Below are 17,187 nucleotides of genomic sequence, written 5' to 3'. Positions count from 1 at the left end.
ATCCCCTCGGTTATGTGAGATAGATGCGATATATCGGCCACACTGCGCCGAGTGCGACGTGCCCCAGGGTGCACCCCACCACAAACCCCCACGGTCAGGCCGACAGACGACCTCCGAGCCCGATGCCGCCGACCCGGAACTTGGAAGTTTGAGTCGCATCACCCGATATGCCCAAAACCTGCACGTGGCGAAGTGATCAAGGCTACAGCCCGCACAGCGCACCCCTGGAGCCAGATAGATCCTAACTAAGTCTTGACTCGCCTTGCGCTCAGATGCACGCTAGACCGCACTCGCGCTGGGCGCCCACCGGGAATGGCAAAGGATCTCCAGCCCGGGCAGAGCGGCGGGAGTGCCCGTTCACCTGTCCTCTCGCCCGCCTCCCTGCGCTGGAAGAGTACGAACTATGTGCGTGACGCGCTTCGTCGCCCGCTTCCCGGCTCGAGATTCCGTTGTGGACAGGCGGGCTTGCCGCCGCCCCCACACGGGGCCGCTGCCCGCGCCGGAAGTCTGGCCGGGTCCAAGACGCCCTGTACGGCCGATGTCCAAAGGCGGCCCAGCGCGCTACGCAATTACAGCAGCACGGAATCGAATGATCACTGATGGAAGAAAGGATCTCGACAGTGAGCAGACGACATAAAAAGATCGCACACCTGCTATGGATAGCGGTCGTCGCATCACTCCTGTTCAGCCTGCCCGAAACGAAGCAGGCATACGCGCAGCAGACGGCGGGAAACGCTCCATTCATCAACTCGTGGCTGGTGTCAGGCCCGTTCAATTCGCCGGTCATCGACAAGCAGTATGAATGCGAAGGCGGCGAGTCACCGGTCGACGGAAAGACGAAGATCACCCCGAAGGTCGGCGACTCGCTGAGATCCGGCGACGAAAGCAGGAACTGGGAGTACTTCGACGACCGTATGTACAACCGGACCTACGACGACTACCAGGATCTCTACGGGTACTACTCCGTCAAGAAGGGTGTCGATACGAGGAACAAGTATGTGTACGCGCACACGTACGTCTACAGTCCGGTCGAGCGACAGGCAAGTTTCGACGTCGGGGCGAGCGGTTCTTACCGGCTGTATGTGAACGACAAGTGCCTGACGAGTCCGAGCACTCCGGTGGAGGTGCAGAAGGATCTGACAAAGCAGACTGTCCAGCTGCAGGCCGGCTGGAACAAGCTGATGATTCAGATCAAGCACACCTACACGGAGGACGTGAATTCAAATGGTGTGCCGATTGCCAAGGACCAGAACGTAGCCTATCTCGGGTTCTACGGCCGAGTGACGGATCAGTCCGGCAACAGGATCAATGATCTGGTGAACTCCGTAACAGGTCCTTCGGGAAACCTGCAGATCGTTTCGCAAGGGCTATCGACCGACGATTCGATCGACACTCCGCTCCCGAAGGGAAATATGCCGATCGGCTACAAGGAGTGGCCATACGTCTGGAACAAGTCCGCGGCCGACAACAAGTACGGCGTCGCCGCCTCAGATTTTCAGTTCATGGCAGCCGGTGGCTCGCCGGGCTATACATGGAAGATCACCGACGGCAGGTTGCCTGATGGTCTGGAGCTGAACCCTGACGGCTCCATCGCAAACGGACTTGTCGACGGGAAAGTCGATCTGAACAGCCCCAAAGGCATCATCGGCGCCAACACCAAACCGGGCGACTACCACTTCACCGTCCAGGTTGCCGACAGGGAAGGACAAACTGCTTCAAAACAATTCACCATCACGGTGAAGGAACGTCCCAACAAGTGGTTCGAAGAAGGCAGGGTCAGCGCACTGACGCATTCCACCCCGACGTACAACTACTTCGTGGATCCAAACTTCTCTGCTGATCGATGGGCAGCGAGAGCGAAGCGTCAAGGACACTCACTGGTGTCGATCGAATCACTGCAGCAGAACTACTTCTGGCCGTCCAAATTCGCAGATCCGAAGCACATCAGGGCGGAATATCTCCCCAAGGACAAGAACGGCAAGGTAGTAGACGGGCTGAAGCAGTACGCACAAGCAGTAAAGCGCTACGGCATGAAGTTCGGTTTGTACTACGCGACCGAGGGTGGGGGTCTGAAGCATTATTCCACTGATGTACTCGTGCAGAATGTGGAAGATCTCATCCACCGCTACGGTCCGGAGTACCTGTATTTCGACGGTCCACAGGCAATGCCCGATGCCAACTATGACGTGATGTACAGCCTGATACGCAACTACAGCGACGAGATCATCGTGAACTCGAACGCATGGGGGGCGGAGTACGGCGATCCGGATCTGAGAACCGGGGAGGCGTCGAGCATCTACGGCAACGGGGGGAAGAATCATCTTCTGAAGCGGACGCCCATGGAACCGTGGAAGATGATCCACACAAAGAACATGTTGTCGGCGTACTACGAAAAGCGCGACGACTTCAGGCAGGTCTCGAAAGAGATGCTGATGAACGCCGGTCGAGGACATGTCGACAACAACGATCAGAGTGTTATCGACAGCCGGGGACCGAACCAGAACTCTCCCCAAGATATCGCCACGAGATACCCGAAGGCGGTCCAGGAATTCATCGATGTAAGAGAAGAACTCGCCGACTGGTTCGCACCGAAGGGTAGGCCGGAGAGGCACGAGTCCACGACGGGCACGACTCCGTACTTCCTGGCCGGGTACGGATACGAAGACGACGGGCGAGGAAATTACGAGAAGTTCGCTCACCCAGACAGCACGACCGGCCCGCAATGGGGATACGCGACGGCCAGGGACAACAACGTCTACCTTCACATCATGAAGGGGCCGGACGGCAAGAAGGGCTTCGACGCGATCACCGACAAGTCCCTGACCATTGGCCCGGTCAAGGATCGGGTGACGTCGGTGAAGTGGTTGAACAGCGACACCCCGGTCACATCGTTCAGTCAGGAAGGCGACAGTCTGACCATCAATATGGCCAATGCGCACGAGGATCCGATCGACACGATCATCAAGATCGTGACCGACAACCCTGAGCGCAAGTACAAGCTGACCGACGTCACCGCGACCGGTGAGCAGCTTTCGCCGCGGAAATTGAAGGTCAATGCCGAGGGCTACATGACGTATCCCGCACTGAAGGCCCGGCTTTCAGACTTGACGTACACCAGCGCGAATCCTGAGGTAGCGAGAGTTCGGCCCAGCGGAATCGTGACTCCGAGGACTGACGGCACGACGAGCATCACGGTACGCGGCGCTCATGGGGGCGTGACCAAGCAGGACACGTTGACGGTGAAGGTCAAGGACGGTCTCGTCTACGTCGCCGAGGACGTGATCGGCGCATCGTTGCTGGTGGAAGGAAAGGAGGCCTACGGCGAGTTCGGCCTGAACAATGGGCTGAAGTACGAGATGGAAGGCAGGTCGGACGCAGGCGGGTCCATCGGCTTGGATGCAGCACAGATCAAGTGGCATGGCGGCATCGTCGATCTGAACGGCGGCGACAATTACAAGCCGGTTGCCGTCAAGGAAGTGGACACGTTCACGTTCAAGGGAGACAAGATCCTCACACCGCAGGTCGAGGCGCCCACCAGAGGAGTCGTCTGGGCGGACGTGACGCTGGACGGCAAGACCTTCACGACAAACAGGGTCTTCCTGGACCTGCTGCCGTACAAGAACCTGGCAAAGGACGCCGAAATCACTGCCGGCCAGCAGCACGAGGCGGTGCCGAACCTCACCGACGGCAAGCTGATCGAGGCCGATCGGTTCGATCAGTCGAAGTGGTCGGTGCCAGGAAACGAGAAGGCTTGGATTCAATTCAGGCTTCCGGCGAAGCACGAGATCTCCAACATCGACATCAACTTCAACACGCTGGATCAGAATTACATCAACACACCCAAGACGATGACGGTCCAAACCAGTGTCGACGGCGTGACCTGGAAGGATGCCGGCACCGTCAACGGCCCCACAGGAACCGCCTATTTCGGGTTCTACGACCAGTACCCCCTCAGCGCACAGGCCCGGTACGTGAAGTTGGTGTTTGACGGCGGCTCCAACGGGTCGACGACCGACTTGCTCGAAGTAGCCATCAACGGAAGGTAGACGACGCGGCGACGGTCAGCGTCGTGCCCATCAGGGACGACGCTGACCGGATGCCGACGGAGAGGCGACCCGCACCGCACATTTTCGGCTCGGCTTCACTTCCTCGCCTCCGGGCCGTGCTCACCGGCGCGGAGGCGCCTGACGAAACGCGCACGGCTGCGGTCGCCTGCGGCGGGCGCAGGCGATCACGGCCACGTCGTGGCGGCGCGGAGACACACCCAGCCGAACCCAGCTGCCCCTCCGCGGCCACCACGACTCTGTCTCATGGGTCAGCTCGGCGAGCCGTAGAGAATGACCTCCGCGATGCCCGCGACCGACTGCGCGCCGCCGCCGCTGACGTCGGTGATGTTGATACGGACGTACTGCGCGCGCTCGGCGGTGAAGGTCTCCGGCAACTTGTACTGGCCGCCGCGGGTCAGCTCGGGAATCGCCGTCGTCCATTCCTGCCCATCCCCGGACACCTGCAGGTTGTACGTGTACCAACTGCTGTCCTTGCCCCAGTGGATGCGGGTACCTACGAGGTCGTGGGCAGCCGACAGCTGCACAGTCAGCGTCTGCGGCAGCGTTGCTGACGCGGCGGCCCATCCCGTACCGAAGGTGATGTCGTCGTCGAGAGCCTTGGCGGGTTCAAAACCACTCTCGTGGCTGGTGGCGCTGACCTCGCTGATCCGGTCGCGGGGAATCTGTGGCCCAGGGTCGACCGGTGTGCCTCCGCCCGTGCCGCCGGGCGGAACGACCCGGAATTCACGCATGCTCGGCCAACCGCCGTCGACCGCAGGCACGTTCACCCGCACATACCGCGCCTTGGCGGACACCTTGTGGATCACTGTGGCGCTCTTGGCGGTGTTCGACTCCTTGTCCACCACCTTGGTCCAGTTCTCCGCGTCGTCCGAGGTGAGGATGGCGTAACGGTAGGTCGCCTGGTCGGACTCCCAGACGATCTGGAACTCGGAAATGTCCGATGACTTACTGACATCGACCTGCCACCAGGCAGACCCGCTGCCATTCGCGACCCACTTGGTGTTCGGGGTGTCATCGACGGCGTTGTCCGGGATGTTTCCTGGTTGGAAGCTCGATGCCGTGGTCGGCATGTTCAAGGCGATGTTCTGCGCGCCTTGGTCCTCCAACGTCGAGATGTCCTTCCACTCGGGATGACGGCCGTCGGGCAGGTGCCGGCCGGAATAGGGCTCTGTCCACACCGTGAACGCACCGGACTTCACCCCGTCGGACTTCGCGGTGATCGTGATGGCGCCCGGGTCCTTGTCCGCCGCGAGCAGCGCGTAGCCGATGCCGGCGCCGGCCTTCTGCCTCTGTACCGCGAGGCGGGGGATGTCGTGGCCGACGAGGCTGCCCTTCCCGGTCACGGCGAGCTCGATCTCCGCGGTGGACGTCGGGACGACGGTGCCGTTCACGTCCACGACCTTGATGAACACCGGGATCAGGTCCGAGCCGTCGGCCACCGGCTGGATGCGGGTGCGCGCCCGGGCGAATCGGCGGAGCGCCTCGGCTGCTGCGGCGGGGAGGGCGCTGCCGCGCTGCGCTCCGGCCTTCTTGATCAGCGCGTCGACCATGTCGGGCCGCACGTCGTCGGCCAGTGTCGAGGCCGCCTTCGCGCCGGACGGCGAGGCGTCCCGCAGGTAGTACGCGAGCAGGTCGCGCAGTGCCTCACGGACGCCCGCGTCATCGATCTCGATCTCGATGTGGTGCGGGACTCCGGGAGTTTTCACGACCTGGCTGGTGACCAGCTTGCCGTCGATGTGGCCCTCGGCTCTCAGCTCGCCCTCGGCGAACGAGGGGAGGGAGAAGGTGTAGTAGGGGTTGCCGTCCTTCCCGGCGATGTGCTTGGCGGTGCCCGCGTTCTGGCTCCGGCTCTTCTCGCCGACCAGGGTGCCGTTCTGGTACAGCTTCACGTGGTCGGTGTTGCTGAAGACCATGACCTCGCGGCTGGAATTCGCCGAGTAGGTGCTGGCGATGAAGACCATGGGGCCACCGTGATTGGGGTTCTTCGGCGACTGCATTCCCTTGAGCCAGTGGTAGCAGTACTTCGGGTACCGGTCGATGTCCACCGCCCCGGATTTCTGATACGGCGAGTTCGTGCCGTAGTCCTCGAAGACCCAGAGGAAGTAGCCGCCGATCCGGGGGCTGGCGTCCAGCCCGCCCCAGTCCCAGTACCCGGGACCGTTGAGGTACTTCTGCCGCCGCTCCACCTGCCCTACGAGGCCCTCCTCGCCACCTTCGCGGCCCGCCTGGCAGGGCCCCTCCCAGTCACCCCATTCCCGGGTGAAGAACGGCTTGTTCCGGTCGGGGTCCGAGCCGTCCGTGTTGACGACCTTGTAGTTCACGTCATAGTGCTGCTTTCCCCACAAGCCGTAGTCGCCCGCGGTGAACATCTGATCGTTGGGCATTTCCGCGTGCGCAAGCTCGGCGACCTTCTTCGCCCACCACTCCGGGTAGTGCGTCTCGTTCAGCGAGGTTTCCCAGAGGACCACCGACGGACGGTTGCGGTCCCGGCGGATCATCTGCACGGCGTCCGCGTAGGTGCGATTCACGAATGTCGCGTTCTCACTCCAGAACTGCCAGCCCGGCATGCAGGCGACGACGACCAGGCCGATCTCGTCGGCGGCGTCGAGAAACGCCGGATCGTGCGGATAGTGAGCGGCACGTACCGCGTTGAAACCGCCCAGCTTCAGCCGGAGCGCCTCACGCCACTTCATCGAAGCCGGTGCGGCGTCGCCGACGTAGGCATAGTTCTGGTGGATGTTCGCGCCGCGCAGGTAGAGGCGCTCACCGTTGATGTAGAAGCCGTCCGGCCGGTATTCGATGCGGCGGATGCCGATGCGCGTGGTGAGGGAGTCCAGCACCTGGTCGCCCTGGACGACCTCGCTGACGAGCCGGTACAGGTGCGGGCTGTCCGGGTGCCACAGGTCGGGGTGGAGCACCTCCAGGCTCGCCTCGAAGTCGTGCTGGGCGCCACGCGCGATCGTCGCGGTCTGGATGTCCCGGGCGACGATCTTTCCTTGTGGGTCGTAGATCGTCGACCGCAGCTTGGTGACGGCGGATGCGTCAGAGCTGTTCTCGACATTCGTCCTGGCGTTGACAACGGCCCGCTCCGCGTCGGCGTGCGGGTAGGTGACGAACACCCCGCCGCCTGCGACGCGGTCGGCCTCCAGAGGATCGGTGATGTGGATGCGGCCGGTCGTCTGCACCGTCACGTCGCGGTAGATGCCGCCGTAGGTGAGGAACCCGAGTTCTTCGCGCGGTTTGCCGGGAGGCGTCTTCGGGTCGTCGAGATTCGAGACGCGCACGGCGAGGAGATTGTCACGGTCCCGGTGGAGCTTGCCGGTGACGTCGACGGAGAATCCGAGATAGCCACCGTGATGCTCGACGAGCTTCACGCCGTTGAGGTACACCACGCAGTTCGTCTGCACACCGTCGAACCGGACCGTCACTCTGCGGTCCTTGTCGCCGGAATCCATCCGCAAGTACCGGCGGTACCAGCCGATGCCGGCGAAGACGTTGTAGACGATGGGCTCTTTGCGTTCCAGCCGCATGGTGTGCGGAATCGACACACCCGCCCACTCGGAGTCGTCGAAGGACGGCTCCTGCGCGCCCTTGACGTCCTCCCGCCAGAATGCCCAGTCGGTGCAGAGGTTGACGGTACGCCGCCCCTCTTCCTTACGTGCTCTTTCCGGCGATGCGGCACTCGCCGAGCCGGCGGGTACAAGCACCGCACCGGCACCGGCGAGGCCCGCAATCAGTACATTGCGGCGTCCAGGACCAAGTGCTTTCTCGCTCATGAGAATTGACCTCTTTCGTGTCGTGAGGCACATCTGCCGCGCATGTGGTCTTCGGCGGTCCCGATGAGTGGCGGGTCAGCCGGTGGGGCCCAGGTCCGCCGTGTCGAGGAGCTCGATCCGCTCGCCCGGCCGGTGCAGTTCGAGGATCACGAGCTCGTTGCGGCCGGCCCGCCACACCGGCGCGGGGGCGTAGAGGGTGCGCTGCGGGCCGCGGTCCCAGTAGCGGCCCAGGGCGAACCCGTTGAGCCAGACCTGGCCCTTGGTCCAGCCCGGCAGGGCGAGGAAGCCGTCGGCAGGGGCCGGGACCTCCACCTCCGCCCGGTGGAAGGCCGGGCCTTCGACAGCTTCGGCGGCCCCGAACCGCACGGCGGTCAGATCGGTCAGAGGGAGAGGGCGGATCTCCCAGCCGAACTGGTACTGGGTGTCGATCCGGACCCCGCCGCTGATCCCCTTGCGATCCTCCAGCCAGGGGCCGTAGTTGATCCGCCCCATGTTCTCCACGAGCAGGTCGAGTTCGGCGCCCGACGCGGGGACGCTGATCGGCAGCGCGTCCAACGGTCCGTCCCGCTCGAGGAGGCCGAGCGGCACACCGTCCAGGAACACCTGGGCCCGGTCGGCCAGGCCGTGCACGCGCAGGGTCGAGTCGGGGAACGGACCACGCAGCCGGGTCCGGTAGTGGGTCAGGCCGAGCGACTGGCCCAGCGCCTCCATCGGCACCGGCGCGCGCCGGTGGTGCGGAACGGACAGCGCGTCCAGGGAGTTCAGCAGCGCCACCGCGCCGTTCGGACGCACCGTCTGCGGGGCGAGCCGGTCGGGCCGCGCGGGTGCCTCGTGTCCGATCGGGCCGCGATGCCGCTCGATCACCTCGCGGAAGGCGTGGAACTTCGCGGTCAGCTCGCCCGCCTCGCCGACCGGGGCGTCGTAGTCGTAGCTCGTGCAGGTGGGCCGGTAGTGGGCCTCGTCGCGGTTGGCTCCGTTCCACCAGCCGAAGTTGGTGCCGCCGTGGCCCATGTAGAGGTTGACCGAGGCGCCTTGGGACAGCATCCAGTCCAGTTCCGCGGCGGCTTCCTCCGGGTCGCGGACGTGGTGCTGCTCGCCCCAGTGGTCGAACCAGCCGTGCCAGTACTCGGAGCACATCAGCGGGCCGACCGGCTGATGGCGGCGCAGCGTGGCGAACGACTCCTTCGGCCGCGAGCCGAACGTCGCGGTGGCCAAGGTGCCGGGCAGGACCCCGCCGCGCAGGACGCCGTCGGTGGCACCGTCGGCGGTGAACAGCAGGCAGTCCACGCCGCGGCGTATCAAGCCCTGCCGCAGATGGTCGAGGTAGGCGGTGTCGGTGCCGTAACTCCCGTACTCGTTCTCGACCTGGACAGCTACGACCGGCCCTCCCCTGCCGGCCAGCAACGGGCGCAGGACCGGGACCAGCTCGTCGAACCAGGCATCCACGGCGGCCAGATAGCGCTCCTCGGTCTGGCGCAGTCGCAGCTCGGGATCGGCGAGCAGCCAGGCCGGCAGGCCCCCGAACTCCCACTCGGCGCAGATGTAGGGGCCGGGCCGCACGATCACGTCCAGGCCCAGTTGTCCGGCGGTACTGATGAACCGGGTGACGTCGGCCGGGCCGGAGAACTCGGTCCGGTCGGGGGTCGGCTGGTGCAGGTTCCAGGCGATGTAGGTCTCGATCGTGTTGACGCCCATGGCGCGCAGGCGGCGCAGCCGGTCCTCCCACAGTTCGGGGTGGACCCGGAAGTAGTGGATGGCGGCGGAGATGATCTGGTAGGGGCGGCCGTCGCGCAGGAAGCCGTGGTCGGTCACGGTCAGCTCGGCGGCGTGGCGGAGTTGGGTCACAACTGTTCCCAGGTGATGAGGAGGGTCGCGGTGGGGCGGGCGGCGGTCCTTCAGCCGCCGGCCCCACCGGGCTTTCAGGAGGCCGGACGCAGCTGCTGCAGGGTCAGCGTGGTGTCCGGACCGACGGTGGTGGACGGCGTGTACTTGGCGGTCTCGGGGGTCGGCCAGCCGGTGAAGCGGCTGGAGTTGATGTCGACGAAGGAGGCCGAGCCGCCGATCGGGATGAACGGCGCCTGCTGGGCGAGGATCTTCAGCGCCGGTCCGGCCAGTTCCTTGAGCCGGGCGGTGTCGGCGGGGTCGACGGTGGCCATCTTCGCCAACTGTGCGTTGTAGTCCGGGTTGTTGAAGCGGCCGAAGTTGCTGCTGGTCGCCTTGCCGAGCGGGGCGTAGTAGTCGCTGCTGAAGGCGTTGAGGGTGCCGAAGATGCTGCCGTCGCCGGAGGGCGGGGCGAACGCGGTCTCCATCGAGAAGTCGCCGACCGGCTCCTTCTGGTAGAAGGTGGCCTCCGGCATGTTGTTGACCGTGACATCCAGGCCGAGGACCGACTTCCACTGGTCCTTCAGTGCGGCGCCCATGTCCACCCAGTTCGCGTACGGCTGGAAGACGTTGAGCGACAGCGGGTAGCTCTTGCCGTCCTTGCTGAGCTTGCCGCCCCGTACGCTCCAGCCGCCGGCGGCCAGCTCGGCGCGGGCACCGGCCGCGTCCTGCTTCAGGGTCTTGTCGGCCAGGTCGGCGGGCAGCCAGGTGGCGCCGACCTCGTTGTTCAGGCCGGACGGGTTGACCGCGGGCTGCTGCGTCCCCATCACCTTGAGCACCTTGGCCACGTCGACCGCCTTGGTCAGGGCCTGGCGGACGTGCACATCGGTGGTCGGGCCCTTCTTCGTGTTGAACAGCACGCCCTCGGACCCCAGCAGCGGATAGACCTGGTACTTGTGGTGCTCGGGGTCGCGGGCGACGTAGTTCTTCTCCGCGCCCTGCCAGGACATCGTGCTCCAGTCGAGTTGGTCCTTCAGGAGCAGGCTGCGCATGCTGGACTCCTGGGCCGCGACGATGGCGACCTTCTTGACGGCTCGGAACGAGCCGTTCCAGTAGTCCTCACGGATCTTGAGGGTGATCTGTTGCGGGCTGAAGGAGTCCAGGGTGACGGGGCCGCTGCCGACCGGCTTGAGGTTCTGGTCCGTCTTCAGGTTCCGCCCTGCCCAGATGTGTTCGGGGTAGATGTTGCGGTTCTTGAAGGCGCCGAGGTCGGCGTAGCCGCCCTTCGGATAGTGCACGACCACGGTCTTCTCGTCGGGTGCGTCGACCTTGGTGTAGAGCGCGCCGGCGAGGTTCAACTCCGTGTGCTTGATGGGCACTTCCAGGCTGAACTTGACGTCCTTCGCGGTGAGAGGCCTCCCGTCCGACCACTTCACTCCGGGGTGCAGACGGAAGGTGAGGGTCTTCCCGCCGTCGCCGAACTTCCAGGAGTCCGCCAGCCATGGCTGCGGCTCGGGGTTCTGGGCGTCGATCCGCAGCAACGGCTCGTAGAAGAAGGACACTCCGGCGTTGGGGTAGGCCGCGAACGGGTTCCACCCTTTCTGGAAGGCCTGCGTCGGGTGGGTGGCGAGACGCACGGTGCTCGTGGCCTTGTCCCCGGATCCGTCCGACTTCGCGGTGCTGCAGCCGGTCAGCAGACCGATGGTGGCCAAGGCCGCGGTGGCAGCGGCCGTCGAGCGCTTCATGGAAGCTCCTTCGAAGTTGTCCTGTCGAGCTCGGCCGACCGGCCGTGCTGGTGCAGCCAGCAGTGCGCCCACTGGCCGTCGGCGAAGGTGGTGCGGTCGGGAAAAGCGCGCCTGCAGTCGTCCATGGCGAACGGGCAGCGGGGGTGGAACCGGCAGCCGTCGGGCGGCGCGGTCAGGTTGGGGGGCTCCCCCAGGTCCTCGGCGTCGTCCAGGTCCTCGGCGTCCCCCTGGTCGCGCAGGCCGCGTCCGGGCCGGTCGGGGTCGGGAGAGGAGTCGATCAGCAGGCGGGTGTACGGGTGTTTGGGCGACTGGATGACCGCTTCCTTCGGCCCGCCCTCGACCGTCTGCCCGGCATACATCACCTGCACGTCGTCGCACAGGTACCGGGCGCTGGCGATGTCGTGGGTGATGTAGAGGAGGGCGAGGCCCTCCTCGTCGCGCAGCCGGGCCAGCAGGTTGAGCACGTCGAGGCGGATGGAGACGTCCAGCATGCTGATCGGCTCGTCACCCAGGAGCACGGCCGGGCGTACTGCCAGGGCCCGGGCAATGGCCACGCGCTGCAGCTGGCCGCCGGACATCTCGCTGGGACACTTGTCGATGAACTCCTCGGCCGGAGTGAGGTTGACCCGGTTCAGCAGGTCGAGGACCTGCTCCTCCACCTCGGCGCGGGTGCGGGCGTGGCCGTGCAGGCGCAGGACGCGGCCGAGGATGTGCCGCACCCGTTTGAGGGTGTTCAGCGAGGAGAACGGGTCCTGGAAGATCAGCTGTACCTGGCGGAAGTAGCCGTTTCCGGCGGGCGGTGCCGGCTGCCCGGCCAGCTGGATCTCTCCCGCGCTGACGGGGTGGAACTGGGCCAGCATCCGGGCCAGCGTGGTCTTCCCACTGCCGCTCTCGCCGACCAGGGCCACCACGCGGCCGCGGTGCAGCGCCACCGAGGCGTGCTCGACGGCGTGCACGGTGGTCTTGCGGCCCAGCTGGTCGCGGACGGTGAAGTGCTTGCTGACGTCGACGGCCGCGAGCACGGCAGGCTGGTCGGAGGTGGGGGCCTGCGTGGTCATGGCGCCTCCTGGGGGTCGGTGGAGTCGTACAGATGGCAAGCCACCTGCCGCTCGCGCTGCCCTACGACCTGGTGGAGGCGCGGCAGGGCCCGCTCGCACTCCGGCAGGCGCTTGCCGCAGCGGGGGTGGAAGGCGCAGCCGGGCGGCGGGTCGCGCAGGTCGGGTGGGCTGCCGGGGATGCCGGTCAGCGTCGTCAGCGGGGCGTGCAGCGGCGGGAAGGCGTCGCGCAGGCCGCGGGTGTAGGGGTGGAGCGGGTCCGCGTAGAGCTGCTCGGGTGCGCCGATCTCCACGATCCGGCCGGCGTACATGATGGCGATCCGGTCGGCGATCTCCATCAGCAGGGAAAGGTCATGGGTCACGAAGACCACGGCGAAGCCCAGGCGGCGCTGCAGGCGGAGGATCTGGGACAAGATCTGACGTTGCATCACCACGTCGACGGCGGTGGTGGGTTCGTCCATGACGACGAGCTCGGGTTCGCAGGCCAGGGCGAGGGCTATGAGGGCGCGCTGGCGCATCCCGCCGGACAGTTCGTGCGGGTAGGAACGGGCGCGTTCGGGGGCGATCCCCACCATGCGCAGCAGCCGGCCGATCCGCTCGGCCACCTCGCCCCGGGTGAGGCCGGGCTCGTGCTCGGTCATCACGTCGGCGAACTGCGCGTCGAGCCGCATGACCGGGTTGAACGCGGCCATCGCGCTCTGCAGCACGATCGACAGGTCGGTCCAGCGCAGGGTGCGCAGCCGGCGTTCGTCCAAGGTGACGAGGTCGAGGACCTGTCCGTCGCGGGCGTGGTAGCGGATCTCGCCGCCGGTGGTCAGCGCGGGCAGCCGCTGCAGTCTGGTCAGAGCGGTGATCAGGCTGCTCTTCCCGGAACCGGACTCCCCCGCCAGGCCGAGGATCTCGCTGCGGCGCAGGGTGAAGGACACTTCGTTGCAGGCCTGTACGGCCCCGCGCTCGGTGACGTACTCCACGGTCAGCCGCGCCACGTCGAGGAGTTGCTCGCCGCGCGGGGCCGAGGGCGGTGTGACCACCGAGCGTGCGGTGTCGACAGGACGGGCGGTCATGAGGCCACCTCCACAGGGGGCGTACGGTCCCGGCGTGCGGCCAGATGGGCACGGGCGCGCCGGATCGCGGAGCGGTTGCTGTGCCGCAGCACCGGGTTGCCGATCTCGTCGAGGCCGAAGTTGATCAGTGCGGTGGCCGTCCCGAGCAGCGCGATGAACAGGCCGGGCGGCGCGAACCACCACCACATGCCCCGCACCACGCCCTCCTGCTGCTGAGCGGAGGCGATCATGGTTCCCCAGGTCACGGTGTCGCCTCCGCCTATGCCGAGGAAGCGCAGCCCGGCCTCGGCGAACACCCCGGTCACCACGGCCCGCAGGAACAGCGAGGAGAGGAGGCCGGTCAGGTGCGGCATTATCTCCACGAGCACCATCCGCCGGCGGCTCTCGCCGACCATGCGCAGGGCGTGCACGAAGTCGCGCCCGCGCAGCGAGAGGGTCTGGGAGCGCAGGTAGCGGGCGCAGCCCGGCCACTCGAACAGACCGATCAGCAGGGCGATGGCCACGGCACCGACGTTGGACATGTATCCGGCCACGATCAGCATCAGCGGGAAGCTGGGCAGGGTGGCGAAGATGTTGGTGACCGCGGTGAGCAGCTGGTCGGTGCGCCCTCCGACGAAGCCGCCGGTCACACCGATGAGGGCGGCCGCCACGACGGCGAGGACACCGGAGAGCAGACCCACCTCTACCGACCCCCGGCACCCGGCTATCAGTTGAGCCAGCACGTCCTGGCCGGAAGTGGTGGTGCCGAGCAGATGGTCGGCACCGGGTGCCACCCCCAGGGCGTCGTAGTCGATCCGGTGCGGATCGGTGCCCAGGACCGAACTCACCAGCCACGGGCCGACGAGCGCGACGAGCAGGAATCCGCCGAAGACGGCAAGCCCGATCCGTACCTTGCCATGGGTCAGGAACTGCCTCATCGCTCCTCCCGGGTGCGCGGGTCGAGCAGCACATAGGTCGAGTCGGCGACCAGATTGGCGGCCAGCACACCCAGGGTGATCAGCAGGAAGATCGTCTGCATCAACGGGTAGTCGTGGCTGCTGACGGCCTCGAACAGTACGTAGCCCAGGCCGGGGTAGGTGAAGACGATCTCGGCGACGACGACGCCGCCGAAGATGCTGCCGAGGGCCAGGGCGAGGCCGCTGACGTTCGGCAGGAGCGCGTTGCGTGCGGCGTAGCGCAGCATGATCCGGCTCGGGCGCAGCCCCTTGGCGCGGGCGAGCAGCACGTAGTCCTCGCCGACGGTGGTGGCCATGACGTTGCGCATGGCGAACATCCAGCCGTTGACCCCGATGAAGATCAGCGTGAACGCCGGCAGCGCGCCATAGCGCAGCACGCTGAGCAGGAACCACAGATTGTTCAGCTGGAACGGGACGTCCGGGTCGTAGCCGCCGGAGATCGGGAACCAGCCGAGGGTGAAGCCGAAGACGTAGACCGCCAGGAGCGCCAGCCAGAACGGCGGAAGCGCGTAGAAGAAGGCAGTGAGCGGGGTCAGCACCGAGTCGGCCCGGCCGCCGGGCTTCCACCCGACGAAGGCGCCCAGCAAGGTGCCGAGGAGCCAGCCGATCACCGTGGTGGTGCCGGCAAGGAGCACGGTCCACGGCAGCGCGTCGAGCACGATGTCGGACACCGGGGTCGGGTAGTGGCTCACCGAGAGTCCGAAGTCGAGGTGCGCCAGGCTCTGCCAGTAGTCGAGGTACTGCTGGAGGAGGTTGCGCGTCGGGTCTCCGTAGAACATCCGCACCGCGTGCACGGCCGCCGCGTTCGGCGTGGTGCCGGTGGTCTGCTGAAGGTGATTCAGCAGCGTGACGGCGGGGTCGCCCGGCATGAAGCGCGGGATCAGGAAGTTCAGTGTGATGGCGGCCCATGCGGTCACCAGGTAGAACCCCAGGCGGCGCAGCACGAAGGTCAAGCCCGAGCGTGACCCGGAGTGCGGGCGGCGGTGTTTGGCGAGTGGCGCCGGCACGGGCGCGGCTCGTGTCGCAGCCATCCTCGCTCCTTTCGTCGGTGGTGCAGTGGTGGAACCGGTCCGCGCGCGCATCGTGCAGACCGTGGGCGATCAGCGGGATTCTTGTCCCCCGGTCGAACCAAGTACTCGGTCACAGGCACCTGGCACACAAGGCATAGATCTGATACATGCCAGGCTGCACTCATCAAGGGGGCAGCCCCGCGACGACGGTCACGACCAGGCAACCCCACCCGGGTGGGGAAAAGTCTGGGGTTACACGATCCTGGCGTCAAGAGTTTGGATGTGATTCACTGACCACCGATCAGGATATGTATATGAAACATACAGCGGGGCTGAGGCGAGAGCGCGCGACGAAACCCCTCCTGAATCCCGAACCTCCAGCCGTGAAGGACATCCATGCGAATCACCGATGTGACTGTGGAACTGGTCGACCTGCCCGCTCAGCCGTCCTTCCGGTGGCGGGCCGGGCTTCCGGGCTCGGAGCCCGCGGTGGTGGGCGGAGTCCTGCGCGTCCACACCGACGAAGGCCTCGTGGGCGAGGCGCACACCAGGCGCGGGCTGATCGTCTCCGACCTGGTGGACCGTCGTATCCGCGCGGACCTGACCGGCCGCGACCCGTTGATGCGTGAGCTGCTGTGGCAACGGCTGTGGGAGCTGGACCGCATCGAGGAGCTTCCGATCTACGCGCTCGGCCTGGTCGACGTGGCGCTGTGGGACCTGGCGGGCAAGGCAGCCGGGCAACCGGTCCACCGGTTGCTGGGCCCGTACCGCGAGGCCGTTCCCGCCTACGCGAGCACGGTCACCTTCGACACCACCGAGGAGTACCTCGAAGTGGCCGACCAATGCCTGGAGTTGGGCTACGCCGCCATCAAGCTGCACGGCTGGGGCGACCCGAAGGCGGACGCGGAGCTGTGCCAGAAGCTGCGGTCGCACGTCGGTGACGACGTGCCGCTGATGTACGACGGCTCGGCCGGGTTCGACCTCGCCGACTCGGTCTACGTCGGCCGTGCACTGTCCGAGGCCGGCTACCTCTGGTACGAGGAGCCGATGCGCGAATTCAGCGTGACCGCCTACCGCTGGCTGGCCGAGCGGGTCGAGGTCCCACTCCTGGTCGCGGAGACCTCCGACGGTGCACACCTGAACGTCGGCGACTTCATCGCCGCAGGCACCGCAGGCCGGGTCAGGACGAGCGCGCAGTACAAGGGCGGGATCACCGGGGCGCTGCGCATCGCGCACCTCGCCGACAGCTACCAGCTACGGGCCGAGGTGCACGGCAGCGGAGTGGTCAACGCCCATCTGTGCATGGCGATACCCAACACCACGTACTACGAGTCCCTGGTGTACACCAACCCCGTGGTACGCGAGCCCGCCGTCGGCGCCGACGGTCTGGTCCGCGCTCCGTCGGTTCCCGGCATCGGGTTCGACGCGCCGGGCTGGTGACGCATGCGCGAGCGATCGCCGTAGGCGACAACAGGGGGCGGGTGCAGTTGCACCCGCCCCCTGTTGTCGCCAGGCCGTCTCGCGCCAGAGGCGGTATCCCGGGAGGCCGTGCCACCGAAGACCTCGTTCCGGCCGTGCTTCGACGGATCCACATGGGACCTGTCCAAGTCGCTGAGAACGAGAGTGAGTTCCCGCCGAATCACTCAATCGCCGTTACCCACGCGTACGCGTGACGGCCCTCCCCGGCTGCACC

At 66.2% G+C, this 17,187-nt stretch carries 9 protein-coding genes; 2 read left to right on the top strand and 7 right to left on the bottom strand.

Annotated features, from left to right (window positions below; all coding sequences use genetic code 11):
* Positions 1-620 precede the first annotated feature (620 nt).
* Complete coding sequence (locus OG978_RS36865; RefSeq protein WP_326769400.1) at positions 621-4,046, top strand: galactose-binding domain-containing protein; 3,426 nt, start codon at positions 621-623, stop codon at positions 4,044-4,046.
* Positions 4,047-4,315: 269 nt separating this feature from the next.
* On the opposite strand, the gene OG978_RS36860 is transcribed toward OG978_RS36865, so the two are convergent.
* The 7 genes from OG978_RS36860 to OG978_RS36830 form a co-directional block, all read right to left on the bottom strand.
* Entirely contained in the window at positions 4,316-7,843 is a 3,528-nt protein-coding gene (locus tag OG978_RS36860) for a glycoside hydrolase family 2 protein (protein WP_326769399.1), read from the bottom strand.
* A 75-nt stretch (positions 7,844-7,918) separates the two neighbouring features.
* Positions 7,919-9,688, bottom strand: coding sequence for a glycoside hydrolase family 35 protein (locus OG978_RS36855; RefSeq protein ID WP_326769398.1), 1,770 nt, complete (start codon positions 9,686-9,688; stop codon positions 7,919-7,921).
* Positions 9,689-9,762: 74 nt separating this feature from the next.
* Positions 9,763-11,409 carry an ABC transporter substrate-binding protein gene (locus tag OG978_RS36850; protein WP_326769397.1) on the bottom strand — a complete coding sequence of 549 codons (1,647 nt, stop codon included), beginning with the start codon at positions 11,407-11,409 and terminating at the stop codon, positions 9,763-9,765.
* Entirely contained in the window at positions 11,406-12,467 is a 1,062-nt protein-coding gene (locus tag OG978_RS36845; protein ID WP_326769396.1) for an ABC transporter ATP-binding protein, read from the bottom strand. The genes OG978_RS36850 and OG978_RS36845 overlap by 4 nt, the downstream gene beginning before the upstream one ends.
* Positions 12,464-13,528, bottom strand: coding sequence for an ABC transporter ATP-binding protein (locus OG978_RS36840; protein WP_326769395.1), 1,065 nt, complete (start codon positions 13,526-13,528; stop codon positions 12,464-12,466). The genes OG978_RS36845 and OG978_RS36840 overlap by 4 nt, the downstream gene beginning before the upstream one ends.
* On the bottom strand, positions 13,525-14,445 hold the full coding sequence (locus tag OG978_RS36835; RefSeq protein WP_326769394.1) for an ABC transporter permease: 921 nt from the start codon (positions 14,443-14,445) through the stop codon (positions 13,525-13,527). Before OG978_RS36835 ends, OG978_RS36840 begins: the two co-directional genes overlap by 4 nt.
* Positions 14,442-15,515 (bottom strand): ABC transporter permease, encoded by a 1,074-nt coding sequence (locus OG978_RS36830; RefSeq protein WP_326769393.1) that lies wholly within the window; start codon positions 15,513-15,515, stop codon positions 14,442-14,444. The genes OG978_RS36835 and OG978_RS36830 overlap by 4 nt, the downstream gene beginning before the upstream one ends.
* A 375-nt stretch (positions 15,516-15,890) precedes the next feature.
* Between OG978_RS36830 and OG978_RS36825 the strand changes: the two genes are divergently transcribed.
* Entirely contained in the window at positions 15,891-16,934 is a 1,044-nt protein-coding gene (locus tag OG978_RS36825) for an enolase C-terminal domain-like protein (protein WP_326769392.1), read from the top strand.
* Positions 16,935-17,187: the final 253 nt, after the last annotated feature.

Source organism: Streptomyces sp. NBC_01591, from assembly GCF_035918155.1.
GTDB lineage: Bacteria > Actinomycetota > Actinomycetes > Streptomycetales > Streptomycetaceae > Streptomyces.
This window is presented reverse-complemented; position numbering and strand designations above follow the sequence as displayed.